Origin of the sequence: Methanocorpusculum labreanum Z, assembly GCF_000015765.1 — an archaeon.
Lineage (GTDB): Archaea > Halobacteriota > Methanomicrobia > Methanomicrobiales > Methanocorpusculaceae > Methanocorpusculum > Methanocorpusculum labreanum.
The window spans coordinates 49,491-76,148 of sequence record NC_008942.1; the positions used below are offsets into that span (position 1 = coordinate 49,491).

The following is a 26,658-nucleotide window of genomic DNA, read 5'->3' on the forward strand; positions in this document are numbered from 1 at the left end:
AAAGAAAAAGGTCAGTGTTCTTCTCTGACCATTTTTATACACTTTTTCGGGCATTCGTTGGAACAAATGCCGCAGCCTTTGCAGTAAACAAGATCGATCTCGAGTGTATCCGGATCGATGACCGCGTCGGGGCAGAACATCGCACAGATCCCGCAGTGATTGCAGGTTTCCCTGTCCACGATCGGACGGAACGTTCTCCACGTCCCGGTAAGACCGGCTCCTCCCTCATGGGGGACGCTGATGGTTATTTTCGGCATTCTGCTCATACGATGACCTCCTCATAAGCCGCTTTTGCAGCCGCAGTGTTTCTTGGATCGGCAAACGTCTCGGTGATCGCCTTCACTCCCGACTCCCGGCTGAAGAGGCCGAGTTTTGCGAGAGCTCCGATCACTGGCGTGTTCACGATCGGACTTCCGGCGACCACGAGGTTTTCGCGGAGCGCGATCCCGGTAAGATCCGCTTTGTAGACCTTGAAGCCTGCAGGGAAATCAACATCGTCATGCGTGTTGATGAAGATCGACCCTCCCTCTTTCAAACCGTCTAAGACATTTACCGTGTCCATGACGGTCGGATCAAGGATGACGATCATATCGGGTTTGTTGATCTGGGAGTAAATTCTCACCGGTGCATCGTCGATTCGAACGAATGAAACGATCGGAGCGCCGCGGCGTTCGGCACCGTAGAACGGGCATGCCGTTGCGAATTTTCCGTCTTTCACGGCGGCGGTGGCCATCATTCTGGCCGCCGTTACTCCGCCCTGGCCGCCGCGTGAGTGAATACGAATCTCGTACATTTACTCTTCCTCCTTGATACCGAACCAGTATTCTGTTCCGATCTTGCGGCTGCGGACGAACTCTGCCATATCTTCAAAGGTAACTTCCTGGCCGCCGAGGCCGGCAATGACGCTCGCGATTTTTGCATCCGGATATCTTGCCTGGATCTCTCCGGCAACAACGCCGCCGAAGCCGAACGAGTAGTCACGGTCGATCACGACGAGGTCTTTTCCTTTGATGTTCATATTCAGCGGGAAGGGTCTGAACCAGCGGATCCGCATGACTCCGGCTTTCACTCCCTCTTTTCTCAGGAGATCAACGGCGACCTCGGCTTCTTTGCCGAGCGTTCCCATTGCGATGAGAATAACATCAGCATCGTCGCAGAAGTATTCCTCAACCGGGGCATAGCTTCTGCCGAAGCGTTTTGCAAACTCTGCCTCGGTTTCGTCGATGACGTTTCGTGATTCACGCATGGCTTTTTCCATGTCGAATCTGAACTGGTAGTGGACGTTTGCCGGGCTCATTGCGCCGTAGCCTTTCGGATTGTTGACATCGATTTTATGCGGGAGTTCCAGCGGCGGGATGAAGTCTCCCGGTTCGGTCATCTCGAACGGCTGCATGATGTGGGAGAGCAGGAATCCGTCCATGTTGATCATGACCGGCAGAAGAACGCGGTTGTCTTCGGCGATCCTGAATGCCATCAAGGTAGCGTCGTATGCTTCCTGCACGGTCGAGACGTAGACCTGAAGCCAGCCGGTATCCCTCTGCGAAAGAGCATCCGTGTGCTCCGCCCAGATGTTCCATCCGGGAGCAAGAGTTCTGTTGACCTGCCCCATCACGATCGGCAGGCGTGCGCCTGCTGCCCAGTGGAGCATCTCATGCATGTAGAGAAGACCGTGTGAGCTTGTCGCGGTGAAAACTCTGACCCCCGTGATGGAAGCACCGATACAGGCGGTCATGGCGGAGTGTTCCGACTCGACCGGGATGTAGCGTGCTTTGAGATCGCCGGACTCGACGTAGTCGGCGATGCTTTCGATGATCTCGGTCTGGGGGGTGATGGGATATGCGGCAACGACGAGCGGCTTTGCCATTTTTACGGCTGAAGCTACGGCTTTGTTACCGGTGGACATTACAAGTTCGCTCATTCTGTTTCCTCCGATTGTGCGGCTTCGAGAGCAATTTTCTTCAGGTTTTTGTCGACGTTTGCCTGGATGACTGCGGCTGTTTTTTCATCGACTTTTCTGAATCGTCCCTGGGCTTTGAGGTAGTCACTTACGGGTGCCGGCCGTTTCATGGCGGCACGTGATGGGGCACTCACCGTGAATTTGTCGTACTCTTTTTCCCAGAGGACCCAGATGCCGGATTTAACTGCCATCTTTCCGATCTCGACGGTCTTTTCCGAGGGGATCCTCCAGCCCGGCGGGCAGGGTGCAAGGATGTGGATGAACTTCGGTCCCGGGATCGAAAGGGCTTTTTTCACTTTGTTGTAGATGTCGGCGGGGTACGAGGAGCAGGCCGTTGCCTGGTAGGGAAGGTTATGGGCCTCGACGATCCTGTCAAGATCTTTCTTGTTGACGGTTTTTCCGTTCGGGGTAGTAGTGGTTATTGCTCCAAGCGGGGTCGCGCCTGATCTCTGCATTCCGGTATTTCCGTATGCTTCGTTGTCGTAGCAGATATAGAGGAAGTCCTCGCCGCGTTCCAGGGCCCCGGACAGTGCCTGGATACCGATGTCGGCTGTGCCTCCGTCTCCTGCATAGACGATGACGTTGGTTTTTTCACCTTTTGCGCGGAGAGCTTCGCTCATACCGGAAGCACAGGCCGCTGCGGCCGCAAATGCGATGTTATAGACGGGCACCGTGTGAAGCATGTAGGGATAGACACCCTGGATCACACTGTTGCAGCAGGCAGGGATCACGAGGACCGTATCTTTGCCTGCAGCCTTGAGGATATAGCGGAGTGCAAGTAACGAGCCGCATCCAGCACAGGTGGATGGACACTTTAAAAGCATCTCTTCTTTGGGAATTTCCGTCATGGGTTCTTTATGTATTTGTCACGATTTATAATGAGGCTTGCGAATCGAGATGCTAATGAGTAGCATGCCGCCGTCGCGAATACCGGAAAAAAGATCTTCAAAATGACGTTATTATATTGGTTTGAGAAAATGGGTTTGGATGATTGAAAATAAATGTATCAGATTTTATTTCCTATCTCTGCCCATTGCCAAGCTCTGAGATATCCCGGACCGAAGTACTCAGCATCATCATCGTGTGCCCAAACGTAAAGGTTTGGTCCATTGGTAAACAGAGTTCCAGTGTTCACCGGTTTGACGGCATTGAGGAATTTCACCGTTCCAGCCCACGCAAATTCCGTGTCATCGTATGTAAGAAGCCGGTCACGCTTAATTTTTATTAGCTCGCCTACGTGTGATGCAGTAAATGTATCTAATGATGGATCTAAATCAGCCTCGGCTTTTGTCAAACTGAGGCCGCTGTTTCGAACCCACCAGTAATTTCCACTGTCGTAATAGACTTTATAGGGAGCTATGGGTATGCTTGCTTCTGGATATGTCAGATTTTTTGCCTGAGCTACAATATTCGTCCATTCATCGCCCCATTCATTGGAAAGATTAAAACTTTCACCCCCAATTTCAATTATCTTAATATTTCCTCCTCCCCCTCCCGCTTTTCCGATTTTCTTTTCCGCAAGAAGTGTTGATACTCCCTTATCACTAGTATAAACTACTGACACCGTTCCAACCGCCTCCGATCCGGAATCCCAGCTAAGCGTAATACCCGGACCAAAATCCACATCCCCTCCAAACTCTGCCGTCTTGTCAACACCGTCGACAAGGATCGTATAGCTCCCTGCCGGAAGCACGGCCCCGTTCAGCTGGGTAACTGTGATGGTATTTCCCTGACTTCCGATCGATATGCCAACGATTGGCGCCGGCTCGGGCATACCAAATCCCATCAAAACCGCTCCGATAATGCCGACAAGAACAACTGTCAGAGCAACGAGCAATATCGTTCCGATAACAGGGGACACTCCTTCGTTTTTTGAAAGAACATTACGCAGCATATGTACTTCATTTATATATTCCCCTCTATTTATCTACCTTTGTGTAGGGATAAATCCAAAAACGAGGTCTGATTTCAGCACAAAAAGAGAAAAATTTCAGGATTATTTTACATCTGCAATTTGAATCCAATCAGCTGTACTTGGATCACGTGATGGTTTAATTATGTTGGAAACAACAATTGCATCCATATATAACGCTCCTCCATATTCGTATAGAGAGCCGATTGTTGGATAGGGCGTTGATTTCCATGGTTTGCTAAAATCCGTTGGATCCATATCGTCCTCCGTGTACATCTTTTTCGACAGATCGATCATTACCAATCTGTTGTCACGATAGATGTCCATATATTCCTGGATAGATGGATTCGTCGCAGCCTCTGCTTTAGACACACGCTTGTTATCAAGAGAAACCCAGTATTCACCGTTATCAACATACACAATGCCGTGACCCAATGAAAGGCCGCTTATGCTTGCATTTACGTTATCAAGAAATGTCTGCCAGTCTACTTTCGTAATAATCGTATAGGTATCTTCGAATGAAGCAATCCCGCTGCCTCCCCCTCCGCTACCACTACCCCCTCCTCCGCTTCCCGCTTTCCCGATCTTTTTCTCTGCCAGAAGCGTCGAAACTCCTTTATCACTCGTATATACTACCGACACCGTATCGACTGCCTCCGTTCCTGAATCCCAGCTAAGTGTTATACCCGGACCAAAATCCACGTTCCCGCCGAACGCGGCTGTTTTATCCACACTCCCAATGAAGATCTTATAGCTGCCTGCCGGGAGAACGTCTCCGTTCAGATGAGTAACCGTAATGATATTTCCCTGCTGACCTATTGATATTCCAAGAATTGGTGCTGGTTCCGGCAGGCCGTAACTCATCATTGCCGCTCCCACAACGCCGATAAGAACGATTGTGAGGGCTATGAGAAAAATCGTCCCGATGACAGGAGAGACGGCATCATTCTTCTGCGAACCAGGAAGTATCATACTAATGATATACAGAATCTTTATACTATATTAATCAATACCTGAAGGCAAAACCCGGATGATATTCTTGGTTAATGAGGATAAAATCATCCAAAAGATCCCAAGAAAAAGTATTATCATCTCCTCCACCCCAAGAATCTTTATTATGACGGATGTTCCGGGTGAATTGACCGATGAGGAAATCCTTCTGCGTGCTGAAGAGATTCGTAAATCTCAGGAGGCCAAGAAGGCTGAAGAACTCAAAAAAGCCGAGGAAATACGACTGGCCGAAGAGGCCAAGAAGGCCGAGGAGCTAAGGAAAGCAGAGGAGATCAGACAGGCTGAAGAGGCTAAAAAAGCTGAAGAACTTAAGAAAGCAGAGGAACTGGTCAAGGCTGAGAAGGAACGAAAAGCAAGAGAAGCCAAATCCATTGGCCCTGATGAGAAAAAGCCGGCAAAATCCCACAAAGGTCTGAAGATATTCGGGATCATTCTCCTGCTGATCATTATTTTTGCAGGTGTCGTTCTCATCTCTGCCGATGTGACGATAACCGCAGGAACGGATAAAAGCTACGGGTATGATACGACCTACAATGTCTGGATTCCGCTTGATAAAGAACTGAACATCGGCGGCTACAAAGTCATTGCTCTCTCTCCTTCATCAGGCGGCTCTATGATGATCTCCCTTGGCGGCGTGACCTATCCGCTTGAGGTCAATACGGTGACCAATGTTCCAGATCAGACCGGTACGTTGACCATCTTCTGGGGAAAAGTAACGGTAATGAAGGTACAGTATGAGGTGGCCCTCACGTATCTCGGCAACACTAACGACAATCAAGCAGCGTTCAGAATGCTGATCTCGAGCGATCGGCAGCTGCCGGAGTTCCTTATTTCCCTCTTCCTCTCATCAAGCGGGGTTAAGGTTCAGTCAGTCTGAGGAAAAATGACAACAAAAACCCTGGTGCTTGGCATCCTGGAAAAAAATCCCGGTGCGTATGTATCGGGGGAATACATCGCTTCCGAGCTTTCGGTCTCGAGAACTGCTGTATGGAAAGCGATTCGGACACTGCAGAGTGAAGGCTATAATATCACAGCAGTATCCAACAAAGGATATCTTCTGGAAAACTCAGATGTCCTCTCGGCTGAAGGCATTCGCTCCAGACTTCTGCCGAAGTATGCCGATACGGTCGTCATCGTCAAGACTTCGACTGAATCGACGAACATCGACGCAAAAGTTCTGGCCGCCGCCGGAGCAAAACACGGAACCGTGATCCTTGCAGAGGAGCAGACTGCCGGCAGAGGGAGATACGGAAAATCTTTTTACTCCCCCAAAGGCACAGGGATCTATCTGAGTATCATCGCCCGGCTTGGGATCTCCTTTTCGGACGCGGTAATGATCACGACTGCGGCGGGCGTTGCCGTCTGCAGATCGATCGAATCCGTTTCCGATCTTGATCCGAAAATCAAATGGGTCAACGATATATTTTTGAACGGGAAAAAGATCTGCGGGATCGGGACCGAGGCGGTCAGCAATATCGAATCGGGAATGCTCGAGTCGGTGATCGTCGGAGTCGGTGTGAACTTCAAAACCTCAGAGTTCCCGGAGGATCTAAAAGATATCGCGGGTCCGCTGTTTCCAAAGGATTTCCCGCTCACGAGAAATGCGTTTGCCGCAGTTTTGATCAATCATCTGCTGGATATGTTTGCCGCTCTTCCTGAGAAGAGTTTCATCGGGGAGTACCGTGAGAGATCTCTTATTCTTGGAAAAGAGATCATGTTTCTCGAGAAAAATGTCTGGCACTCTGCAAAAGCAGTTGACATCGACGACAAAGGCGGGCTGGTTGTCGAAGCCGACGGAAAAATCAGGACACTGACCTCGGGTGAGGTCAGCGTTCGCATTTAGACAAAAAGCGAGAGAATCACGGTCGGCACGAGTGCGAGATAGAGCAGAACAAGCGATACGGCGATAACAACGCCGAAGACGACTGGGTTCCATTTCATAATCTTTTTTCCGTCAAGCGGCCCGACCGGCAGCATGTTGAAGAATGCTAGCATCGCATTGACCTGGAAGCCGATCAATCCCAGATAGAACAAAAATCCCGGGAGAGTGAAGAGGACGATTCCTGTCGAAGGCGACATCATGAATCCGATGATCATGATGATGATAAACGGGATGATCAGGACCAGATTCGTCAGAGGTCCGGCGATGGAGATGAGTCCGTTCTCTTTTTTGGTCATCTCGCGACCGGCCGTGTTGATGAGTGTTGCTCCGGGTGCGGCAAATACGATTCCCGTGATGGCCGCAACGACAACGGCGATGATCAGCATCTGCGTGCTTTTTCTGAATTCTGCCCAGTAACCGAACCTCATGGCGGTGAATTTGTGGGCAAGTTCGTGAAGCACGAAGGAAAGTCCGACCGCGATCAGCGATACGAGGAAGGTTATCAGAAGTCCTTCTACGGTTATATTTTGATAGTCGGTAAGTAATGCAAATCCGCCGTTGATGCCTAACGTAAAGGCAACACCGAGGACAAGCCAGGCGATCAGAAGATCTTTTCTTTCAAACGGGGAGATTTTATCTAAGAGACTCATTTATTCACCACATCCTGCACGGACACAATCCTCGAGAGTGCCTAAAAGCGGCGTCGCTTTGCACATTCCCGGGAGATACGTGAATGCTTTTCCGGAGTTCGTCATGACGACTCCGGCTCTGTCCATCAGCGGCGAGACGACCATGCAGGTGTCGGGTACGATTTTTGCGCCGCTGTTTTGGATCTTTGCACAAAGATCCGGGTGTTTTGCTTTCATCTCCTCTGCAGCGAAGATGTAGAACGGCATCACGACCCGTCTGTTTTCCAGAAGGAAGGCCAGTTCTTCCAACTCTTCCTCGGAGACATGGGGACATCCAAGAGCTACGACATCTGCTTCCAGACTGCCGAACAGCTCGTCGATCTCGGACACTTCGATCTCGACGACTTCGCGGTCATCCTCTTCGATATGTTTTTTGAAGAAGGGGAACCGGGTCTCCGGGGTGATCTCGTTTACATGGTACAAAGCGACTGCTCCGCTTGCGGCCATGGCGGCTCCCAGACTTTTGAGCATATCACGGTTGGGACGAAGCTCGGTGAAAAACGGGATCCTGTTTCCGGAGATTGCTCCGGCGATGATCCCGAGAGCCCCGTAATGGGCATTGGTCCAGGATTTCGTCGCCGCCGGATCGTCGATGTGGAACTCGATCTGCGGGATTCGGTTCCTGACGATGTGCAGACCGTAATATGGGGTCTTTCCGGTAAGGGCAGACGCGAGAGCCGAAGGCCCTCCTTCACGGTTTGTTCTTGCTCCGAGAACGGAGTTCACGTAGCTGACCGCCGAGGACTCCGACCATGCGAGATGGTCTCCCCGTTCGATGATGTTGAAGTAGTACGGCGTGCAGGTGCAGGTCGGCCGGATCCCGAGCCGGGTATATGCGGCGTTGACCTCCAGCTGTTTTTTCGCAAAATCGTCCGGGATGCCAAGATTCTGCCATTCGTCACGCGGCATGCCGATCGGGTTTAAAAATGACGGGACAACCGCTTTTCCAGACAGGGTGTTGAGCCATGAGAGCCCCGCGTCCCCGATCGTTTTAAACGAGGCGCCGGATACCTGAACGCTTTTAACTTCGATGAACTTCTCCGCCTCGTAGATTTTTCCGAGAGCGAGGAGGATCTCCATCATTTTTTGTTTGGTTTCGCCGTATTCTCCGTTCAGCAGCGCCTGATCATATTTGTCTAGTTCCATTGTTCACTTCCTTATTATTCAATCCCATTCAGCACGGATAAACTCATCTTCCAAACCGAGCGGAATGGTCGCATCCACCCCTGCCTTCACATTCATGCCGTCTCCGATCCTGCAGGGATCAAGGGAGGATCCCCTGACACCCGAAATAATCATGACATCCGTATCTGCCCGGACGCGGGTTGCGATCGCGAACTCCACATCCGAGGGGTCGTAGATGTTGATGTCTTCATCGACGATCACGACATGTTTGAGTGAGGTGTGGGCGGCGAATGCTGCCATGATGGCATTTTTCCCGTCCCCGTCGGTCATCTTTTTGATCTGGATGACCGCATGGAAGTATCCTGCTCCTCCCGGTGTCAGGTAAACGTCTTTTACGTTCGTGACGCCCGAAACTGCCTGATAGATCCTCGGTTCATAGGGAGCTCCCATGAGCATTTTGTGTTCTGCGCCGGCAGGAACAATCCCGTGATAGATGAAATCGGGCTTTGTGTGCATGCCGACGATCTCAAGCACGGGCTGCATCCTAACGGGATCGTAGGTCCCGCTGATGTCGACGAACGGCCCTTCTTCATGGAGGTCAGGCGTCAGATAGCCGTAAAGAATGATTTCTGCATCGGGAACCTGGATTCCGTTTGGACAGGTGAATAGATCCAGCTCTTTTCCGAGGATCTCGGCCGCATAGTTCATCTCTTTTCCCTCGGGAACGCGGGTGGATGCGGCAAAGGTTACGGCGGGGTGGGGTCCGATCACTATTGCGATCGGCAGTTTTTCTCCTTTTGAAAAAGCCTGCTTCATCAGTTTGTAGGTGTGGCGTCCTTCGACGATCCTGCCGATCAGATGGGTTTCATCCAGGACCTGCAGGCGGTGGATCGAGGCGTTGGTGACCCCGTTCCATTCTGAAAACACGATCCCCGAGGTCAGATATTTTCCTGCATCCTTTGGGAAATGCTTCATGATCGGGATCTTTGAGAGGTCGGCCTTTTCGAACTGAAGAGTACCCGCATCCCGGGTTTTTCCCGCGTAGGTGCAGGCGGCGAGTGTTTTTACGAGCCTCTCCTTTGGAATATTCAATGCTACCGAGAGCGAATCCCGGTCGAAGATGGTGTTCATCACACAGCGGTGACCATCCATATTCGAAAACTCCAGCATCTTATTTGTCCGGAAGGCAAGCTTCGGGGCTTCGTAGATGGAAGAGACCGGGTCTTTGATCTCTTCGACAAGCCCTGCTTTTTTCATCTGCAAAATAAATTCTCTCATTCTTTCCACCGAGTTCCAATGGTATGTTCGATCCCGAAGTGATCAAGAATCCGTGCGGCGATCATATCTGCAAGCTCGTCCAGAGTATTCGGATGGGTATACAGCGGCGGGGACGCAGGCAGGATCAGGGCTCCGGCATCGTGGGCCGCGAGCATGTTGACGAGATGAACCCGCGAATACGGCGTCTCCCGAGGGACGAGAATGAGCGGTCTTCTTTCTTTGAGACAGACATCGGCGGCTCTCGCGATCAATGTGGTCGAGTATCCATTTGCAATCTGGGCAAGGCTTTTCATACTGCAGGGAACGATCACCATTGCATCAAACTGAAACGATCCGCTGGCGATTCCCGCTTCCAGATCGAAATTCTCTTCATAATGTACCGGGTAGCCGGAGAGATCGACCTCTTCGAGTTTGGCGACGGTCCGTGCGGTATCCGAGATGATGAGAAAAACTTCGGCTTTTGTCTGTTTGAGCGCCTCAAGTAACCGTTTTGCATACAGTATCCCGGATGCTCCGGTCACCCCGACGACGATCCTCTTCATATCTATACTATAGTACCTGGGAGTTTATCTTGTTTTGTTGCCCGGCGCAGGGAAAGGACCTCCCGTGCCGCGTCGCCGACCTTTTCAAGGATATCTGCCGGGGCAAACACACCAAGACGCCACTGATCCTGCCTTGTTGCATTCATCATGGATAACAGCGGGATGATTTCTTCAAAAGCGACAAGGTCGTGCTGGTTTTGTACCTGGACCATCATCCGCATCTCTTTTCGGATGGGGGGTATGTCGAGGATGATTTTTTCATCGGGGACACCTGCTGTTTCGGCGATCGCCCGCTTCATCCGGTCTTTCTCTTCCGGTCTAAGGGTCGAGAGCCGGTTCATGTCCAGTTGTTCGCGCCCGGTGTAGACCGCCCGCTTGTAGAGATCTCTTCTCCATATCCTGTGCATCATCTCTTTGGAGACGCTTGATGGCGAGTTCATAAGAAGAGTTGTTCCTGCAAGGTCGTCCATTCTCATGAATGCATCCGGTTTTTCGTCGGCGAAATGACTTCTTCCGGCAAGCAGAAACATCTGTTCTGCGATTCTGCCGACGTGATGATAATAGACGGAAGGCCCCATGAGCGTTCTCGCAATCAAAAGTGATTCAGCCGCCGCGATGCCGGATTCTTTGATGGCAAGTCCGTCTTCCGTCAAAACAAGGGACTGGATAAGCCGGCCGGCATCGAGATTTCCGTATGGGACTCCGGTATAGTGTGCATCGCGTAAAAGATAATCCATCCGGTCAACGTCAAGATCGCCGTGTATGATCTCGGCGAGCCGGTGATGTCCTGAAACGATCCCGGCGATTTCGTGAGGATCCGTGCCGTTCTCATCCAGAATGTCGGAGATCTCCGGCATTATCAGGAGCGGTGCGATATCATCATGGGAGAACGGCCCGTACTCAGCCCGGAGTTTTTCGCTTGCATGGGAGAACGGTCCGTGTCCAATATCATGGAGAAGGGCGGCCGTGCAGACCAGAAGCGTATCGTCCTTACTCAGATCGAGCTGCCTTGCAAGCAGAGAAGCGAGATGCATCGCTCCAAGCGAGTGTTCGAAACGCGTGTGGTTCGCTCCCGGATACACGAGATATACGAATCCGAGCTGTTTGATATATCTGAGCCGCTGAACGACTTCCGTATCCAGAAGGGGGACGAGAGGCGTTGGAACTTCGATGTATCCGTGGACCGGGTCTTTGATCTGCTTTGCCATTTCTCAGGATGATGTGAGCGTGTTTTTGAGGTTGGCCGGATCTTTTCCGCCGTCGCTGAATGTAACTACGGATGTATGTTCTTTGATGATCCTGCCGTCTTCCACAGTATATATTACCGCATATTTGCTCTCCCCGTAGTAGACCCGAATCAGAGATGCTGCATCGATGTAATCGCCCTCTTCGGTTCGGATGACCGGAATCTGTGTTCCGTCGGCCGCCGTAACGGTGAGGAGTTCTACGCCGAACCATTCTTCCAGGGTCTGGGCCTGCCGATCCGAGGCCGTTTGGATTCCCAGTCCGGCAAATCCGAGGGCAACCCCGGTCGTTACCATGCAGACTGCAAAAATGACCGCTATTATTTTCAGATATGTCTCCATGAATACTGTATTCGGGGTAAAAGGTAATGAATTTTTATATCAAAATAAGAAGGAGCATGCCGATTGCGGCACAGATAACCGTACACCATCGAATCGTTTTGATGATCGTTTTCCCTCCCTCTTCAAGGGTTTGTTCGGGATATCCTATCTGATAGACGCCGGGTTTTTCGAACATGACCCCGCAGCCGCCGGCGATCAGACTCATGGGAATACCGCCGTTGAAACCCGGCCGTGATTTCCGGTCGTGTTTGAAGATGTACCATGCCTGTTTGATTCTCCCTTTCAAAAGGAAGATGAGAAGCAAAACTGCTCCGGTAATCCGTGCCGGGATATACGCGAGGATATCGTCCATTCTCGCAGGGAACCAGCCAAGGCGGATTCGGTCGTCTTTGTAGCCGAGCATGGCATCCATGGTGTTTGCCGATCGAAACAATACTGCCCCGACGATCCCCATGCCGAAGAGGAGTTCAAAAACCACGAACCAGAAGATCGGTGCGATAATGCTGTCGACCAGGTTTTCTGCTGCGGATTCATACGCTCCCGATCTGATTTGTTCGAAGGTCAGATTCTTTGTGTCCCTGCTTACGAGATACTGGACGGCTTTTCTCCCCTCTTCTTCACCCTGTTCCAGAGCCTTTTCGACGGCTCCGACATGTTCTTCCAAGGAGCGCCATCCGATGCAGAATGCAAGGGCGAGTGTGGAGAACGGGAGGGAAATATACCACGGCGTGTAGAGCAGAATGAGGAGACACGGCAGGATCACGATACTTACGGTCAGCAGCCAGCCGCAGATTCCCACGAATCGTTCGGTTCGTTTGGGATAATAATTCGTTCGTCCCCATAGACCGATGAATCTCCCAATCAGCGCTACCGGATGAAAATTAGAACGCGGATCACCGATCAGACGGTCGATGACCAGTCCGAAAAAAAGAGTTACTGCACCGATCGCCATGTAATGATGATTCCGGCGAGCATGATAATATAGAGAATCACTGCCATGACGGTGTTATTGACTGCGTCGGGAGCTAGTATCCAGAAGATGAGTACGATGAAGCCGAGGATCGGGGCGATGAAGTTGATCAGAATCACACTCCATCCGATCTTTGTGAGAGGAGCGGGTTTGTTTTTCTGCTGTACTGGCTCAGCTGCGACCGGCTCCTTTTTCTCTTCGAGTTCGGGAAGGATCACATTCACGGTGAAGCCGGAACGCCGCATGCCGTATCCGGAGATGACCTGCATCTCGAAACTGCCGGGGTTTGCTGAAGGCAGGATGTCGACTTTGATTTCCGACTCGGCCTCGACGTAGAGGTTTTCATACGTGAAACTGGTGTATGCCGATCCTTCGGTCCTCAGTGTCGCGTGTGTGGGTGCACCGAAGTTCACGATCCTTATATGGAGGGCCGTGCCTGCACTGACCTCAACGGAGTCGGTCGAGACCTCGAGTGAGTTTATTCCAAGACGATTCAGCTGGACTTCAACGATTGGCATTTTTGGTTACCTCTGATCTTCCGGAAGGAGATTTGCGATCCCGGATGAGATCGGATACACCCGTTTGCATGCAGTACACGTCAGGAGTCCTTCCATTATTTCTGTATCATTACCCTCCATCTCTGTAAGCATAAACTTTCCCTTGCATACGGGGCAGCAGATGATGTCAAGTATCCGTCTTTTCATGAATTAGAGCTCTGATCTGATGTCGATGATATGCGACTGGTCCGGGCCGGTGGAAATGATGCCTACTGGTTTTCCCGTGTCGGCTTCGATCTGGTCGATGAACGCCAGTGCTTTCGGGGTGAGTTTTGCGTAGTCGGTTGCTCCGTAGACCGATTCGTCGATGTGGTCGATGCCGGTTATTGCGATCGTCGTGCAGCCGTTGATCATGGCAGAATAGCGGGCCATTTTTCCATCCCACATACCAATACGGCGTTCTCTGTGGGTAACGGCGCCGAATTCCTGGATTCCAAGGGCGATGGATTCGTCATGGGTAAGTTCGGTTGGGAAGGGTCCTTCGCCGACTCGTGTTGGAAACGCTTTGAAGACAACGACGACGTCATCGATGTTGGTGGGTCCGACACCGACATCAGCAGCCATCTGGGATGCCGAAGTGTCTTTGCTGGTGACAAAGGGATAGTTTCCATAGTAAAGGGAGATGCCGAACCCTTGCGTTCCTTCGATAAGGATGGAGTCGCCTTTTTCAATCGCGTCGTTGACGTTTTGGGCGACGTCTGTTATGTAGGGTGCGAGTTCGGGGACATCCCGTGCAAGTCTGCCTTTTCTCATGACACGGTCTGAGTTAGCAGGCCCGCACCCTGAGCCGGTTGAACCGACTGTTTTTGACAGGTGTGGGTCTTTTTTGTCGAGAAGGATGTGTTCTTCTTCGATGATTCCGCATCGGCTGTCGATCCTGGTCCTGCCGGCACACTTCAGGATGTCAAGTTCGTGAGCAAATACTCTCGGGTCAACCAGTACGCCGCTGCCGATCATGAGTTCCGCTTTTGGATAGAGGAATCCTGAAGGAATCATGCGGACAACGTACTTTTCATTTTGCACGTTTATGGTGTGGCCTGCGTTCGGTCCGACCCCGCCGCGGGCAATGATGGTTGCTTGGTCTTTTTGCGCAATGTGGGCGACGATTTTCCCTTTCCCTTCGTCGCCAAAAAAGCCGCCGACTATGATCGTACTTGGCATGGTTATCGAATATTATTGGATGCAGTTGGTGATAAGGACTTGGGTTAGCGGGTTGAACGCTGAAAGCGGCCGACCTCAGCAGAGCAAGCTGAAAGCTTGCGATCGGGGCGGGCCACGTCTGAAAGGCGTGGCCTCAGCTAAGCAAACCGCAGGTTTGCGATTGTGGACGATGATGAATCCCTCCCTTCAAAGAAAACCACTCCTCTAAATCTCTCCAGCAAAGATATGGTCTACATCCGCACTATTATATTATAGTGCAGCTTCTTCCTTCTAGTCGCATGTGACGTATTCTCAGCGGTAGCAATCCGTCATTTGTCGAAACGAATTGTGCGGTTATTTCGCTAGAATGGCATGCCCATAAGGATGCGTGTTTTCTTTTTGGGCTCACGTTATCGCCGATATCAATCTAAAACCGGGGCCATGACCACAAAGTCTATTATATTACATAATCAAATATCAAAGCATATTCCGTTCATCGGAGTATGACCCTTGCAGAATGCTTATTCGACATATGTCGAATATCACGTATCGCATGTCAAACATGCACAACCAAATTTACAATCCTAATTTAGGAGGAATTGATTACATGAAAACAACTAAAACAATTGCAGCAGTCCTCGCTGTATTCCTTGTTGCCGTTCTCTTTATGGGAGCGGGTGCAGCAGCGGATCCATCAACGGGTGATACTGTGTACGTATATCAGTACGGTGCAGTCAACGCAAGCTCTACCTATACCCTGTGGGTAGGCGGTCAGCCTGCTGGCCAGATCGCTTCAGGTCAGATAAATTCTGATGGTACAATTGACAGCGCTGATGTCACACCAGGTCTCTATTCTCTTAACCCAAGTGCTCCTGTAGATCTCTTTACCGTCAAATTCCCTGCCCTTACTCTTGCTGTATACAAAGCAGGTACCGGCGACTCTATTGCAGATACCACTGTTATAAAGGCTCAGGCTATTGACTTCTCGCTTACAGGTCTTAACGGACTTAATTACAGTGTTAAGTTTACCACACCAGCTGGTGGATCAACCTACGAGTTTGGTGAGAATTCTACTGGATCCCCACTTATCTGGAATGAGACCGCTACAAAGACCCTTACCGGTGTTTACCTCACAAACGTGACCTCTGGTACCTGGTCTGCCAAAGCTTCATTTGCAAAAGGCACCGTCGCCACGAAGTTAATCTCTACCACTCCGGATAAGTACGTTGATTCCAACAAGGTTTCCTTCACTGTTGGTTCTGAAGTAACAGATTCAATCTCCATCAACAAGGATTCAATTATCCGCGGAGCTTCCATCCTGGTTACCGTCACTGGTACTCCCAATGACTATGTTGATGTTTCCATCAACAATGCAGGTTTCACCCTCCTCGCAGGTCAAACTAAAGTTTGGGGAACCACATCAGGGAACTATCTGACTAATTTCACGGTACAACTCAGCTCAAGTGGAACTAAGACCGTCCAGCTCAACACTGACAGCTCTTCAGATGATACTACCTACACGTTCACCACTAACCAGACTCCTTCCCAGAAAGCAAAAGTTAGTGTTGCAGAAGGTACTGTGACTGCTGTTGCAGATCAGGATGCCTATTACATTGGTAACGACATCACCCTTTCCGGTACAAACACCGAAACCGATAATGTTTATCTCTTTATCAAAGGATCGAACGTTGCCCGGACCTACCTTGCTGTTTCAATCTCCGTTAAAGATGACGACACCTGGACCGCTACCTTCGACCCAACAGATGTGTATGGAAAATCGTTAGATGCAGGTACCTACACCATCTATGCCTCCTCTAATATGGATGCAGGCAACGCCTTTAACTCAGATTACGCATATGCTACCGTCTCTGTCTCTCTGAAACAGCCGTTCCTTTCAGCTACTGCTGAATCATCAACTGTTGCACAGGGCGATGATATCGTTATCGACGGAACTGCAGAAGCAACCAATGATCTTAGATACTACGTCTTTGGAACTAACAAATTCGTAAACGGTTCTATTTCGGTTGATGACGATGCTACCTTTACCGCTAAGATCTCCACCGATGATCTTGCAGCTGGTCAGTACTTCGTAGTTATCCAGCACAAGATGTATGATGGATTCTTCAACATCCTGCCGATTGGCTCTCTCATCTATCAGGACCCAACCGCAACACCTGTTATTGGTAACAACAACACGACGCTGTTATTCGATACTGCAGACCGCCAGAATGCAAATGCAGCAGAAGCACTCTGCCAGGCACTTGACACTCAGAACATCGATGATATCTACGTGAAGCTTACGTTCATCGTTGCTCAGCCTACCCTGACTATGAATCCTGTTTCCGATGTAACCAAGGGCTCTGCTCTTAAAGTTTCCGGAACCACAAACCTCAAAGCAGGTACTGTAATTACTGTTGATGTTCTCTCAACCGCATTCACTGCAGTTGACAAGACCTCAGTCAACTCTGCATCCTTCATCACCCTGACAACCAAGGCTGTTGCAGGTGCTGATGGTGCAAACACCTGGGAAGTCACCTTTGACACAACCGGATTAAACGTTGACTCCTACACAATCCAGGCAGTTACGGAAGATCTGTCCACCTCTACGATCATTAAGATCACCGAGGCAACTCCGACTGCAACCGCAACCGCAACTAAGACTGCAACTGCAACCGCAACCGCAACTGCAACCGCAACCCCGACCACGACCCCCGGCTTTGGTGCATTCCTTGCACTCGCCGGCCTTGGCGCTGTCGCAGTTCTCGTCCTCCGCCGCGACTAAATTCTTCTAAAGAATTTTAACGGCTAAGACAGATTTGTGTCCCACCCGGGGCACAAATCCCCAAATTTTCCGAACTGCTTTTTTAATAGGACTTAGGCGGTGGGCTTTCTCATGCTTCCACACCCAGCCATATACTTCCCGAATTGTATCCCCACAATCTCACATATTTCCTGCCCAAATCCTTCACTCCAGATGAACTACCTGAAAACGTATAGGGGCCTCAGCAAATAGGATATTCCCACCGCGGGCCGCTCCGCGCCGGAGTCGCGGCCCCGCACCCCATGATCAAGAAAAGGGATTGTTCATCTATTTTTTCCAGAAAAAAGACATGCAAGATAAGAAAAACCCGCACGCGGGTTTTTCCTCAGCATTTGTCCAAGAGCCAAAGGCTCTTGAGACGTCTCACGAGCTCTCAGCTCGTGGACTTTTCCAGAGAGGGTGCGATTCTGCGTAGGCGAAGCCCAAACAGGCAAAGCCTGTTTGAGGCGGCACGCAAATCTTCGATTTGCACGCATCAGCCGAAGCAGAGCACCCGAACGTAAGGAAAATGCGATTCGCGAGGATTCGCGGTTCTTTTATCTCATACACTCACACTAATGCCGTACACTAAATCGAAGTCCATCTCATAAGGACTTCAGTTTTTTTTCGGTTGAGAGCACACCACGTAAGTCCTATTTAAAATAAGTAAAACATCCGGAATCTCCTGTCATGATCTCTCAAAGCGCTTTATGGGTGATGTCATCCGTCATCAATCATCCGTCATCAATCATCCGTCACATATGATCCGCAAAAAGAGATGCAGCAAAAGATTTCGAGCCAGACTCTCTCACTGAGAGAATGAGCTGCCGAAACTCTCTTGTATTATTTATTTGTTTCTTAATCTATATATAGTTGATTCAAAAAAAATTCGAAAACAAAAAACAGCGGTGTCACTATATTTTTTTCCAGCAGCATTGACGGATGACGGATGACGGATGATGTCACATCAGTGAGACAACACATCCAGTTCAGCATCTCAATCGCAAAAATTCATATTATTCTCCAGCCTCCGTCCCGGATCCCTGTTTCGCGTTACTGCAAAAACAGGAAAAATACCAATGATCACCCGGGCGGATTTATTCCAGTGAAGGTATATCGATACATGCTGAATGGGTAAGACACATCAGACCCTGCAGTTACCCTGCAGTTACCCTGCAATACCTGCCAGTCAGTTCAGTATTTCCCATGAGCCTGTTCTATCTGAGCCTTTTCTATGAATAATATTCTTCTGTTTCAAATTTGCAAGGATATATCGCACACTTCTCTCTGAGATCCCGATGTCACGAGATAATTCCTGAGCTGTAATGTTTGGATTTCCAGAAATTAACGCAAGAATCTTTTTTTCATTAATCCCAAGATTTAAACAACTATGGGGGACTTCCCCCGGACTCTCCTTTAAAACAGTTGCCTCAAAATCTTTTGTAAATGGAAGGGTGACTCGGATAAATGATTCGTTGATTTGAAACACCTCTTTACCATAAGCCTTCAGGATACGCGGAACACCAGATCCGAGCTCCTCCACGACCCCCAAATCACGAAAAACTCTCATAAGTTCCTGATTGCGCGGATTAGACGCTCCTGAAAAGAACGCTTCTTCAGATAGACCATAAGGCAACCCTCCCATCGAAGTAATTTCAACACGGTTAGAGAAGAATTCTATTTTTGGATAAGAGAAATTAGCATAATCATTGTGCAGCAAGGCATTAAGAACAGCTTCGCGCAGGGCCGCCGTATCAATCAATTTGCGTGAGAGCCTGCGTTTCATAGTTATTTTTGTGAAGGTTGTATTCTCAGCAATCAGCCGATCGCTTATACGTTCGAATATTTTTACAAGACAGCAGCATCCGTATTCCTCATTTGAAATCAAATCAGCACGAGTATCGTCTGCATATTTCGCAAACTTAACTGAATTATCATTTTCATCAGCCAGAAGATAAGCTGCGTAGTTAAATTTCCCGTCATCAATAAGCAATTTAAGATTGAGCAAGAAATAGTCGTTGAGAACTTTGCCTTTTCCATCATAATATATATTCAATTGACGAAATGTCAAGTCCTGACGTGGTGATGGAATATTTTTTAGGCTGTTCCTCACCCGTTTGGCAAATATGCTCTCAATCTCTCCCGCGTTCATTGGTTCTGATGCGCTACCGGCACGTTTGAAACAGCCTTTCGGTGTCATCCCGTATTTCTTCAGATAAAATGGCTTTTCCCATCCTGCCTGAATAGTCAGAACAACGATATAGTGTGAGTCGCGTATTTCAATTGTTATCTTACAATAATCTAATGCAGGTTGAGAGATGTTATTTTTAATCCTATCTTTCAATTTTAACTGCAAATCATCAATATCTGGAATATGAAGGATATCTCCGTTGTCGTCTATTCCAAAATAGACTGTCCCTCCCTCGCTATTTAAGAAAGCGACGACATCCTTTTCCATTCTCTCGATTGATGTGGGATGTTCACGTTTATATTCAGTTATGTTGGATTCGGGATTCATTGTCTAAATATGTATTGGATTTATGGGGCGATAATATCTCTTATTCTCTAATACTATACCCTCCAGAACCTTCAAATCAACGAAAAAAACCAGGGAGCCGCCCGCATGCGCAAGTCATGTTCGATCGCTTTCGCTCCCTCCCAGACTTGCTTAGCTAAGGTCGGCGACTTCATAGCCAACCCGCACTCGCAAACATTCTGTTTGCTCGGCTGAGCACACTTCTTTGGGGTGTCCCGAACTCGCAAGTCATGGTCGGTCGCTATCGCTCTCTCCATGTCTTGCTTAGCTAAGGTCGGCGACTTCGTCACCAACCCGCACTCGCAAACATTCTGTTTGCTCGGCTGAGCACACTTCTTTGTGGTGTCCCGCACTCGCAAGTCATGTTCGGTCGCTTTGGCTCTCTCCACGCCTTGCTCCGCTAAGGTCGGCGACTTCGTCACCAACCCGCACTCGCAAACATTCTGTTTGCTCGGCTGAGCACACTTCTTTGTGGTGTCCCGCACTCGCAAGTCATGTTCGGTCGCTTTGGCTCTCTCCATGCCTTGCTCCGCTAAGGTCGGCGACTTCGTCACCAACCCGCACTCGCAAACATTCTGTTTGCTCGGCTGAGCACACTTCTTTGTGGTGTCCCGCACTCGCAAGTCATGTTCGGTCGCTTTGGCTCTCTCCATGCCTTGCTCCGCTAAGGTCGGCGACTTCGTCACCAACCCGCACTCGCAAGTCTATCGACTTGCTCGACTGAGGGCACCCCTCCGGGGTCCCCCGTAACACAAAAATCCTTATCCTATCCCGACTAAAAGAGAATCATTATGAACCTTATTCTTGATATGATCGACATCTCTACACCCGTTATTCTTCTTAACGACACCGATGCCCGACAGATAGGCGTACTTGAAGGCGATCGTGTCACCATTACCCGGATAAAAACAAAACATACCATTGCGGCTCCAGTATCTATCACAAAAACACTCACGAGTCAGGGAACTGCCACCATCTCCCTTGGAACCAATGAAAATCTTGCCGCAGAAAAAGGTGACGAAATAGAAATTCGTGCCGCTCCACGTCCGGCATCAATCGCCTTCATCCGGAAAAAAATGGACGGAGGTAAATTTACCCGGGAAGAAACGGCCACAATCATCTCCGACATGTCATCGAACGTTCTCTCCCCCTCAGAAATCACCGCCTACATCACTGCCGCCTACATCAACGGACTCGACATGGATGAAGTAGAATTCCTCACCCGGGAAATGGTTGCCTCAGGAGAGCAGATCACCTTCTCGAAAAAACCCGTCGTTGACAAACACTCGATAGGAGGCGTTCCCGGAAACAAAATCACACTCCTTGTCGTCCCTGTGATCGCCGCATCCGGTCTTCTCATTCCAAAAACCAGCTCGCGGGCAATCACCGGAGCGGGAGGAACGGCTGATCTTATGGAAGCCCTTGCTCCCGTTGCCTTCTCGGCTGCTGAAATCAAAACCATGACCGAAAAGGCCGGTGGCGTTATCGTTTGGGGCGGTGCAACAAACATCGCCCCCGCCGACGATATGATCGTCACCTATGAGTATCCTCTGAAAATCGATGCACGAGGTCAGATGCTTGCAAGCATCATGGCAAAGAAAATGGCAGTCGGCTCCGACACCTGTGTCATCGATATTCCGATCGGTCCCGGTACAAAAATCCCCGATGAAGCAGAAGGCAGGGTACTTGCCAACGAACTCATCACCCTTGGGAATCGTCTAGGGATCAGAGTAGAATGCGCCGTCACCTTCGGCGGCTCTCCCATCGGCAGAAACATCGGCGTCAACCTCGAAGTCTCCGAAGCTCTCAGCCTCCTCGAAGGAAAACGGGGTGCCAACTCCCTTGTCCAGAAAAGCGTCGCCATTGCAGGAATCGCGCTTGAAATGACCGGTAAAACCGGGGCCGATTCGGGAGCGGAAGCTGCATATGACATCATCAAAAAAGGAAAAGCCCTCAAAAAAATGCTCGACATCATCGAGATCCAGGGAGGTGACCCCAAAGTCAAATCGACCGACTTCCCCGTTGGCGAACACACCTTTGTTGTACCTGCAGCTTCAGACGGCTACGTGGTCTCCGTTAAAAATCAGGCCCTCATCAGCATTGCCCGGGCAGCCGGATCCCCGGTAGATCACGGCGCAGGTCTCCATCTCCACAAAAAACCCGGAGAATACGTCAAACGCGGAGAGCCGCTTCTTACCATCTACGCCGAACGCGGATGGCGTCTTACCCGGGCCATCGAAGAAGCAAGAACCTCCTACCCCGTCCTTGTGGAAGGTATGCTTCTCGAACGCATCTCGAGCAACCGATGAACTAATAGGAGTTGACCGCAAAAGATGAATATAATGATAAAGCATACCCTTGCAGTATTATTCCTCCTTTTTCTTTTATGTGGGTCAGTCTCAGCTGTCTCCACCACACTCACGGTAAATGTGTTCGACAACAACGCAAACTACGATGCGGTCAGCGGAGCAAGTGTCGTTATTACCAAAGGAACGGTAAGCAATACCCTCTACACCGACGTGAACGGAGTTGCCCAGTTCTCCGGAGTTGAATATGAAGGGGTTTACACCCTTTCAGTTTTCAAATCAGGGTATATTTCGCAGACAAAGACAATTACCATCAGTACTATGCCCAGAAGCGAGTCCGTCTATCTCGTCTCGGAAACCCCGGTCTCAATAAAAATTACTGATGAGAACGGGGCGGCAATCTCCGGAGCGGTAATCACCATAGATGGGAAAGAAGAGGGTATGACAAACGGTGCAGGGCTGCTTCACGTCAGCATTGGAAAAGGTGCATATCATTTGATTGCCGTCAGTGCTGATTCCTACGATCCCTACAGCTCGTCACAATATATTGGTACGGATCAAACTTCCCTTACTCTCACCCTCGACAAATCCGAATTCACACCGCTGATTCTTATTTACAACGAGGAAAAACTTCCTATCTCCGGGGCGGCAGTATACATCAATCAAAAGATTGTTTCATACTCCGATACATATGGCAGAGCTCAGCTCCCAACGTACAGCTCGGGAACCTATGCTCTGAAAATAGAGAAGAACGGGTATGTTTCGTATGAACAGCAGATTCAGTTCAGTGCCGATACGCCCGACATCATTGTGGAACTCAACTACTCGGTCGTTCCGCTGATAATTTCCGTGACCACCCACGAAAAACCGATTCAGGGAGCTATCGTTTACTTCGACGGGACGGTGAAAGGCATCACTTCCGTGAACGGAACCTACACAACAACCGTCACACCCGGGACGACTCTCGTTCTCTCGGCATCGGCTGACGGATATACGGGGGCCGATGTTACCTATCTGGTGCTTGCCGGTTCCGACAACAAAGTGACCATCAGTTTATCGGAAAACCTTCCGACCACCATGATTGGGCTTGCCGCTCTTGGGGTTATCATCGTAATTCTAATCCTCATTCTGATCGTCACCGGCAAAAAACGGCGGGGAAATAAATCTGGAAAATCCAAATCTCCTGTTTCAGGCAGGAGGGATTCTCTCTGATTTTTTCTATAAACATTATATCTTTGCAAGGGGAATAATACAAACAGGCATACATGAGGGCATTACTAATAGGAGTCGGAGGTGCGGGATGCCGAATCGTTGAGACGCTATCCCGTCATGATGCAAAAAGCGGCGTGAAAAGTGTCCGTTCTTATGTTTTCGATGCCGACCGTGATCTTATTAGCCGGTTATCCGGGATTCCTGCGGCGAACCGCATGGTTTTAACTCCCAGTGATCCGGTAAAATCTGTTAATGATAAAGGAACGGATTTTGATACCGGGCACCTTGCCAGCTGTTTTCAGGATGCCGGCGTCGACGAAATCGATGCGATCTTTGTATGTGCCGGGCTCGGCGGCAGAATGGCTGAACTTGTACCAGAGTTTGTTAAACAGGTGAGTGCTGCCTTTCCCGATCCTGTTTTCACGATACTGACATTGCCCGGCAGAAATGAAGGCATCAAAGTGTCCGCCCATGCTTCAGAGACGCTTGAGGCCATTAGAGAAATTACCAGTGCCTCCCTTCTTTTCGACAATGAAACATGGTATACGAGGATCACCGAGGATGTCTCTTTAGCTGCAGAAAAAGACGGGGTCATTACCAAACCAAAGATCGAAGAACTCTATGCTAGACTCAACGAAGACCTTGCTGCCAGAATCGGTCTGCTTCTCCGTGCCGGAGAGTTCGGTCTGAAAGGTGTCGAATCAGCTGAAGTTGTTCTGGATGCCGGTGAGATCCTGAATACATTAACCGGTATGGATCTTGTTGCGATCGGTTATGCGGTGGAGAAACTTCCAACTGCCTGGTCAAGTTTCATGAAAAGACTGCGGGTCGAGGAGTATCTCCTTACTGAGGGACATCTTAGAACATCCCGTATCGTGGAACTCGCAAAAAAAGCGGTCTACGAAGAAATATCCGTCCCCTGTGACCTCACCTCGGCGGACAAGGCCCTCATTCTCATATCCGGCCCCTCGAAAGAACTCTCAATGAAAGGGTTCCAGACGGTCCGCAAATGGATCGACCGAAGCATCAGGGGGCTCGAGATGCGTGCCGGTGATTATCCGGTTAAATCGACGAAGTACGTTGGGGTCATCATCGTTCTTGCCGGCATCCAAAACGTACCGCGTGTTGCAGAGCTTGATGAAATACGTTCGATCTATGAAGCCGAGCAGAATAAAGTGTATGGTTTCGAGGAGATAGCTGCCTCCCCCATCCCGCTATTATCAATGGCAAAGGATGAAGTGATTTTTGAAGATGACATAGTTGATCTGGCCGAAATGCCAAATAAGCCTGATGATTTGCAAAATGGTGATTTCATGGAATTTGAAGATGAGGATATGTTTGAAGAAAGCATAGTAGTAGAACAAGCGTCTGATTCCGAGGATGACCTTTTCGAGATCGATCCGGTCATCATCCAAACAAAACCGGTCAGAACTCCGGTTGCCGCTCCCCCTAAAAAAGCGTCTCCGAAGAAAAAGGATCCGCAGATACTTGTTGGAGGCGCCAAAAAAGTACAAAAAATCGACAACACGATCCCTCTTCCAAAACGTGAAAAGAAGGATGACAATGTTCTCTCGGGGAAAGCAAATGTCGGAGGCAGCGACAAACCCAAGGAAATGTACGGCTGTGAGAGAAAACCTGCGGTTGGAACGAGGAAAAGACCGGATGCTTCTGAGGCAGGAGTACTGGAAGGTTCACTCTCTGAAATTCGCGGTAGGCAGCGCCCAAAGGAAACCGACGGCTATATCAGAATGGCTGATACAAAACGTCCGAAGGATACTGTGGATGAAAAAATCAAGATGTCGGCATATGCACGTCCAAATGACACCGACGGGTCGATCCGGGCCGGAAGTTCAAAGAGGCCAAAGGACGATACGGCTGGAATCCATTTGCAGGGCAACAAAATCGCAAGAGATGTGGACAGGCCGATTCGTGTTACTTCTATCCCCCTTCCGAAAAATATCGACGGCAAAATAGAACCAAAGAAAAAGAAGCAGATTTAATTTTCAGTCTTCGAGAATAAACTCTTCCGCTTTTTTTTGTTCAACCGATTTTTCACCCATATGAATGTGGATCGGGCATCCCTCCTCCTCATGTCCGCCGTTTTTCATAACCCATGTGAGAAGCGGGATCAGAAGTTCGCGTAATTCCCATCCGGATACGGTTAGATAATATCGCACGGTCGGCGGAGTTGTTTCCATCACCCTTCTCTCGATAAGATCTTTTTCTTCAAGTTCTTTGAGGGTTACCGACAGCGTTTTTGAACTGACGTTGCATAGGCCGCGTTTCAGTTCGTTAAATCCTGCATATCCTGCGTTCCCTATAACTGCAATGATCATCAGGGCCCATTTTTTACTGATCGTATCAAGAATTCCGTGCAGCGGACAGAAACATACGGTTGTGTGTTCCGGTATCTCCAAAGTATCCTCCTCCATGATTTTATATTACGATCTTTAGCCTAATAAATCCAACACCAAGTTACAAAAAGAAATCTTAGTTTACTGGGAGTGATATCAATCTGATATCTTTAGATAATTCACGAAAGGATTTATCTCATAAAATATACAATGCTATAGTAATATGTTTGAACAGAGAATATTCGAGACCGATTTTCGCGTGGCATTGTCCGAAGAGCTCGACCGCCGAGGTTTAAGCATTCGCCAGCTCTCCGAACAGACTGGTATCCCTGCGGTGACTCTGTATAAGATCGCATCCGGTGAACGCGATCCCCGTCTCTCTACCGTGAAAAAAATCGTTGCCGTTTTTTCACCTCATCATGGAAAATTCATAGCCCTGATCGCAGCAAAATTTCTCCTTGATGAGAACGAAGGGGTCAAGATCGAGGCAAACGGAACGGCGTACAGGATCAAAGGATACGCGGCAAACTCTCTCGAAGACTGCCTTATCGTTGCCGTTCGCGCAAGAAACGACGGTGCGGCCGGCATTATCTGTGCGCCGATTCTCGCCTCGCTCATTGAAAAAATGGTGGATGTTCCGGTGGCAATTTTAAAACCTGATATGTATGCCGTGCTTGGCGCAGCGGAATCAATTGCAAAACGACTCTAAAATAAGAACGCTGAGGGGGAGATTTGAACTCCCGAGAGACTTTCGCCTCACGGGCTTTCCAGGCCCGCGCCCTACCGCTAGACTACCTCAGC

Annotated in this window: 25 protein-coding genes and 1 tRNA gene; 7 read left to right on the forward strand and 19 right to left on the reverse strand. The window is 49.5% G+C overall.

Annotated elements, in window-relative coordinates:
- Positions 1-11: 11 nt before the first annotated feature.
- The 6 genes from MLAB_RS00240 to MLAB_RS00265 form a co-directional block, all read right to left on the reverse strand.
- Positions 12-266 carry a 4Fe-4S binding protein gene (locus MLAB_RS00240; RefSeq protein WP_011832426.1) on the reverse strand — a complete coding sequence of 85 codons (255 nt, stop codon included), beginning with the start codon at positions 264-266 and terminating at the stop codon, positions 12-14.
- Positions 263-793: a 2-oxoacid:acceptor oxidoreductase family protein gene (locus tag MLAB_RS00245; protein ID WP_011832427.1), complete on the reverse strand. Its 531-nt coding sequence runs from the start codon at positions 791-793 to the stop codon at positions 263-265. Before MLAB_RS00245 ends, MLAB_RS00240 begins: the two co-directional genes overlap by 4 nt.
- Entirely contained in the window at positions 794-1,918 is a 1,125-nt protein-coding gene (locus MLAB_RS00250) for a transketolase C-terminal domain-containing protein (protein ID WP_011832428.1), read from the reverse strand.
- On the reverse strand, positions 1,915-2,805 hold the full coding sequence (locus tag MLAB_RS00255; protein ID WP_011832429.1) for a thiamine pyrophosphate-dependent enzyme: 891 nt from the start codon (positions 2,803-2,805) through the stop codon (positions 1,915-1,917). Before MLAB_RS00255 ends, MLAB_RS00250 begins: the two co-directional genes overlap by 4 nt.
- Positions 2,806-2,963: 158 nt before the next feature.
- Positions 2,964-3,851, reverse strand: a complete 888-nt coding sequence (locus tag MLAB_RS09315; RefSeq protein WP_011832430.1) for a type IV pilin — start codon at positions 3,849-3,851, stop codon at positions 2,964-2,966.
- A 102-nt stretch (positions 3,852-3,953) separates the two neighbouring features.
- Positions 3,954-4,841: a type IV pilin gene (locus MLAB_RS00265; RefSeq protein WP_011832431.1), complete on the reverse strand. Its 888-nt coding sequence runs from the start codon at positions 4,839-4,841 to the stop codon at positions 3,954-3,956.
- A 145-nt stretch (positions 4,842-4,986) separates the two neighbouring features.
- Here MLAB_RS00265 and MLAB_RS09785 point away from each other — a divergent pair, with 145 nt between their 5' ends.
- Both MLAB_RS09785 and MLAB_RS00275 read left to right on the forward strand, forming a co-directional pair.
- Positions 4,987-5,757 carry a hypothetical protein gene (locus MLAB_RS09785; RefSeq protein ID WP_187146124.1) on the forward strand — a complete coding sequence of 257 codons (771 nt, stop codon included), beginning with the start codon at positions 4,987-4,989 and terminating at the stop codon, positions 5,755-5,757.
- Between the two features lie 6 nt (positions 5,758-5,763).
- Positions 5,764-6,723, forward strand: a complete 960-nt coding sequence (locus MLAB_RS00275) for a biotin--[acetyl-CoA-carboxylase] ligase (protein WP_011832433.1) — start codon at positions 5,764-5,766, stop codon at positions 6,721-6,723.
- Here MLAB_RS00275 and MLAB_RS00280 read toward each other — a convergent pair.
- Genes MLAB_RS00280 through MLAB_RS00325 form a run of 10 tightly spaced genes read right to left on the reverse strand, consistent with a single transcriptional unit; the run spans position 6,720 to position 14,670 of the window.
- Entirely contained in the window at positions 6,720-7,412 is a 693-nt protein-coding gene (locus tag MLAB_RS00280; protein ID WP_011832434.1) for a site-2 protease family protein, read from the reverse strand. The two genes, MLAB_RS00275 and MLAB_RS00280, sit on opposite strands and share 4 nt — an antisense overlap.
- Positions 7,413-8,597 (reverse strand): aconitase X, encoded by a 1,185-nt coding sequence (locus tag MLAB_RS00285; RefSeq protein WP_011832435.1) that lies wholly within the window; start codon positions 8,595-8,597, stop codon positions 7,413-7,415.
- 18 nt (positions 8,598-8,615) lie between these two features.
- Entirely contained in the window at positions 8,616-9,854 is a 1,239-nt protein-coding gene (locus MLAB_RS00290) for a UbiD family decarboxylase (RefSeq protein ID WP_011832436.1), read from the reverse strand.
- Positions 9,851-10,396 (reverse strand): UbiX family flavin prenyltransferase, encoded by a 546-nt coding sequence (locus tag MLAB_RS00295; protein WP_011832437.1) that lies wholly within the window; start codon positions 10,394-10,396, stop codon positions 9,851-9,853. Before MLAB_RS00295 ends, MLAB_RS00290 begins: the two co-directional genes overlap by 4 nt.
- 2 nt (positions 10,397-10,398) lie before the next feature.
- The gene (locus MLAB_RS00300) at positions 10,399-11,604 is read right to left on the reverse strand and encodes an HD domain-containing protein (RefSeq protein WP_011832438.1); all 1,206 of its coding nucleotides are present in this window, start codon (positions 11,602-11,604) and stop codon (positions 10,399-10,401) included.
- 3 nt (positions 11,605-11,607) lie between these two features.
- Positions 11,608-11,982, reverse strand: coding sequence for a hypothetical protein (locus MLAB_RS00305; protein ID WP_011832439.1), 375 nt, complete (start codon positions 11,980-11,982; stop codon positions 11,608-11,610).
- A gap of 34 nt (positions 11,983-12,016) precedes the next feature.
- Positions 12,017-12,934, reverse strand: a complete 918-nt coding sequence (gene cbiB, locus MLAB_RS00310; RefSeq protein ID WP_011832440.1) for an adenosylcobinamide-phosphate synthase CbiB — start codon at positions 12,932-12,934, stop codon at positions 12,017-12,019.
- Entirely contained in the window at positions 12,916-13,470 is a 555-nt protein-coding gene (locus MLAB_RS09320) for a DUF7524 family protein (RefSeq protein WP_011832441.1), read from the reverse strand. Before MLAB_RS09320 ends, cbiB begins: the two co-directional genes overlap by 19 nt.
- A 6-nt stretch (positions 13,471-13,476) precedes the next feature.
- Positions 13,477-13,656 (reverse strand): methytransferase partner Trm112, encoded by a 180-nt coding sequence (locus MLAB_RS00320; RefSeq protein ID WP_011832442.1) that lies wholly within the window; start codon positions 13,654-13,656, stop codon positions 13,477-13,479.
- Positions 13,657-13,659: 3 nt separating this feature from the next.
- A complete protein-coding gene (locus MLAB_RS00325; RefSeq protein WP_011832443.1) occupies positions 13,660-14,670 on the reverse strand; it encodes an adenylosuccinate synthetase in 1,011 nt (336 codons plus the stop codon).
- Between the two features lie 586 nt (positions 14,671-15,256).
- On the opposite strand from MLAB_RS00325, the gene MLAB_RS00335 reads away from it, so the two are divergent.
- The gene (locus tag MLAB_RS00335; RefSeq protein ID WP_048061928.1) at positions 15,257-17,431 is read left to right on the forward strand and encodes a PGF-CTERM sorting domain-containing protein; all 2,175 of its coding nucleotides are present in this window, start codon (positions 15,257-15,259) and stop codon (positions 17,429-17,431) included.
- A gap of 1,207 nt (positions 17,432-18,638) precedes the next feature.
- On the opposite strand, the gene MLAB_RS00345 is transcribed toward MLAB_RS00335, so the two are convergent.
- Positions 18,639-19,967 carry an RNA-binding domain-containing protein gene (locus MLAB_RS00345; protein WP_011832445.1) on the reverse strand — a complete coding sequence of 443 codons (1,329 nt, stop codon included), beginning with the start codon at positions 19,965-19,967 and terminating at the stop codon, positions 18,639-18,641.
- Between the two features lie 809 nt (positions 19,968-20,776).
- On the opposite strand from MLAB_RS00345, the gene MLAB_RS00355 reads away from it, so the two are divergent.
- Genes MLAB_RS00355 through MLAB_RS00365 form a run of 3 tightly spaced genes read left to right on the forward strand, consistent with a single transcriptional unit; the run spans position 20,777 to position 25,503 of the window.
- Positions 20,777-22,294: an AMP phosphorylase gene (locus MLAB_RS00355; protein ID WP_011832446.1), complete on the forward strand. Its 1,518-nt coding sequence runs from the start codon at positions 20,777-20,779 to the stop codon at positions 22,292-22,294.
- 33 nt (positions 22,295-22,327) lie between these two features.
- Complete coding sequence (locus tag MLAB_RS00360) at positions 22,328-23,503, forward strand: hypothetical protein (protein ID WP_048061931.1); 1,176 nt, start codon at positions 22,328-22,330, stop codon at positions 23,501-23,503.
- Between the two features lie 53 nt (positions 23,504-23,556).
- Positions 23,557-25,503, forward strand: coding sequence for a tubulin/FtsZ family protein (locus tag MLAB_RS00365; RefSeq protein WP_011832448.1), 1,947 nt, complete (start codon positions 23,557-23,559; stop codon positions 25,501-25,503).
- 3 nt (positions 25,504-25,506) lie between these two features.
- Here the strand turns inward: MLAB_RS00365 and MLAB_RS00370 are convergent, their stop codons facing one another.
- Positions 25,507-25,935, reverse strand: coding sequence for a winged helix-turn-helix transcriptional regulator (locus tag MLAB_RS00370; RefSeq protein WP_011832449.1), 429 nt, complete (start codon positions 25,933-25,935; stop codon positions 25,507-25,509).
- A gap of 145 nt (positions 25,936-26,080) precedes the next feature.
- Between MLAB_RS00370 and MLAB_RS00375 the strand changes: the two genes are divergently transcribed.
- Positions 26,081-26,566 carry a helix-turn-helix domain-containing protein gene (locus MLAB_RS00375; protein ID WP_011832450.1) on the forward strand — a complete coding sequence of 162 codons (486 nt, stop codon included), beginning with the start codon at positions 26,081-26,083 and terminating at the stop codon, positions 26,564-26,566.
- An 8-nt stretch (positions 26,567-26,574) separates the two neighbouring features.
- On the opposite strand, the gene MLAB_RS00380 is transcribed toward MLAB_RS00375, so the two are convergent.
- Positions 26,575-26,658, reverse strand: a tRNA-Ser gene (locus MLAB_RS00380).

Excerpts from the sequence above, each read along its gene's own strand:
- MLAB_RS00240 (WP_011832426.1), bottom strand. The coding sequence starts at position 266 with ATGAGCAGAATGCCGAAAATAACCATCAGCGTCCCCCATGAGGGAGGA.
- MLAB_RS00245 (WP_011832427.1), bottom strand. The coding sequence starts at position 793 with ATGTACGAGATTCGTATTCACTCACGCGGCGGCCAGGGCGGAGTAACG.
- MLAB_RS00250 (WP_011832428.1), bottom strand. The coding sequence starts at position 1,918 with ATGAGCGAACTTGTAATGTCCACCGGTAACAAAGCCGTAGCTTCAGCC.
- MLAB_RS00255 (WP_011832429.1), bottom strand. The coding sequence starts at position 2,805 with ATGACGGAAATTCCCAAAGAAGAGATGCTTTTAAAGTGTCCATCCACC.
- MLAB_RS09315 (WP_011832430.1), bottom strand. The coding sequence starts at position 3,851 with ATGCTGCGTAATGTTCTTTCAAAAAACGAAGGAGTGTCCCCTGTTATC.
- MLAB_RS00265 (WP_011832431.1), bottom strand. The coding sequence starts at position 4,841 with ATGATACTTCCTGGTTCGCAGAAGAATGATGCCGTCTCTCCTGTCATC.
- MLAB_RS09785 (WP_187146124.1), top strand. The coding sequence starts at position 4,987 with ATGACGGATGTTCCGGGTGAATTGACCGATGAGGAAATCCTTCTGCGT.
- MLAB_RS00275 (WP_011832433.1), top strand. The coding sequence starts at position 5,764 with ATGACAACAAAAACCCTGGTGCTTGGCATCCTGGAAAAAAATCCCGGT.
- MLAB_RS00280 (WP_011832434.1), bottom strand. The coding sequence starts at position 7,412 with ATGAGTCTCTTAGATAAAATCTCCCCGTTTGAAAGAAAAGATCTTCTG.
- MLAB_RS00285 (WP_011832435.1), bottom strand. The coding sequence starts at position 8,597 with ATGGAACTAGACAAATATGATCAGGCGCTGCTGAACGGAGAATACGGC.
- MLAB_RS00290 (WP_011832436.1), bottom strand. The coding sequence starts at position 9,854 with ATGAGAGAATTTATTTTGCAGATGAAAAAAGCAGGGCTTGTCGAAGAG.
- MLAB_RS00295 (WP_011832437.1), bottom strand. The coding sequence starts at position 10,396 with ATGAAGAGGATCGTCGTCGGGGTGACCGGAGCATCCGGGATACTGTAT.
- MLAB_RS00300 (WP_011832438.1), bottom strand. The coding sequence starts at position 11,604 with ATGGCAAAGCAGATCAAAGACCCGGTCCACGGATACATCGAAGTTCCA.
- MLAB_RS00305 (WP_011832439.1), bottom strand. The coding sequence starts at position 11,982 with ATGGAGACATATCTGAAAATAATAGCGGTCATTTTTGCAGTCTGCATG.
- cbiB (WP_011832440.1), bottom strand. The coding sequence starts at position 12,934 with ATGGCGATCGGTGCAGTAACTCTTTTTTTCGGACTGGTCATCGACCGT.
- MLAB_RS09320 (WP_011832441.1), bottom strand. The coding sequence starts at position 13,470 with ATGCCAATCGTTGAAGTCCAGCTGAATCGTCTTGGAATAAACTCACTC.
- MLAB_RS00320 (WP_011832442.1), bottom strand. The coding sequence starts at position 13,656 with ATGAAAAGACGGATACTTGACATCATCTGCTGCCCCGTATGCAAGGGA.
- MLAB_RS00325 (WP_011832443.1), bottom strand. The coding sequence starts at position 14,670 with ATGCCAAGTACGATCATAGTCGGCGGCTTTTTTGGCGACGAAGGGAAA.
- MLAB_RS00335 (WP_048061928.1), top strand. The coding sequence starts at position 15,257 with ATGAAAACAACTAAAACAATTGCAGCAGTCCTCGCTGTATTCCTTGTT.
- MLAB_RS00345 (WP_011832445.1), bottom strand. The coding sequence starts at position 19,967 with ATGAATCCCGAATCCAACATAACTGAATATAAACGTGAACATCCCACA.
- MLAB_RS00355 (WP_011832446.1), top strand. The coding sequence starts at position 20,777 with ATGAACCTTATTCTTGATATGATCGACATCTCTACACCCGTTATTCTT.
- MLAB_RS00360 (WP_048061931.1), top strand. The coding sequence starts at position 22,328 with ATGATAAAGCATACCCTTGCAGTATTATTCCTCCTTTTTCTTTTATGT.
- MLAB_RS00365 (WP_011832448.1), top strand. The coding sequence starts at position 23,557 with ATGAGGGCATTACTAATAGGAGTCGGAGGTGCGGGATGCCGAATCGTT.
- MLAB_RS00370 (WP_011832449.1), bottom strand. The coding sequence starts at position 25,935 with ATGGAGGAGGATACTTTGGAGATACCGGAACACACAACCGTATGTTTC.
- MLAB_RS00375 (WP_011832450.1), top strand. The coding sequence starts at position 26,081 with ATGTTTGAACAGAGAATATTCGAGACCGATTTTCGCGTGGCATTGTCC.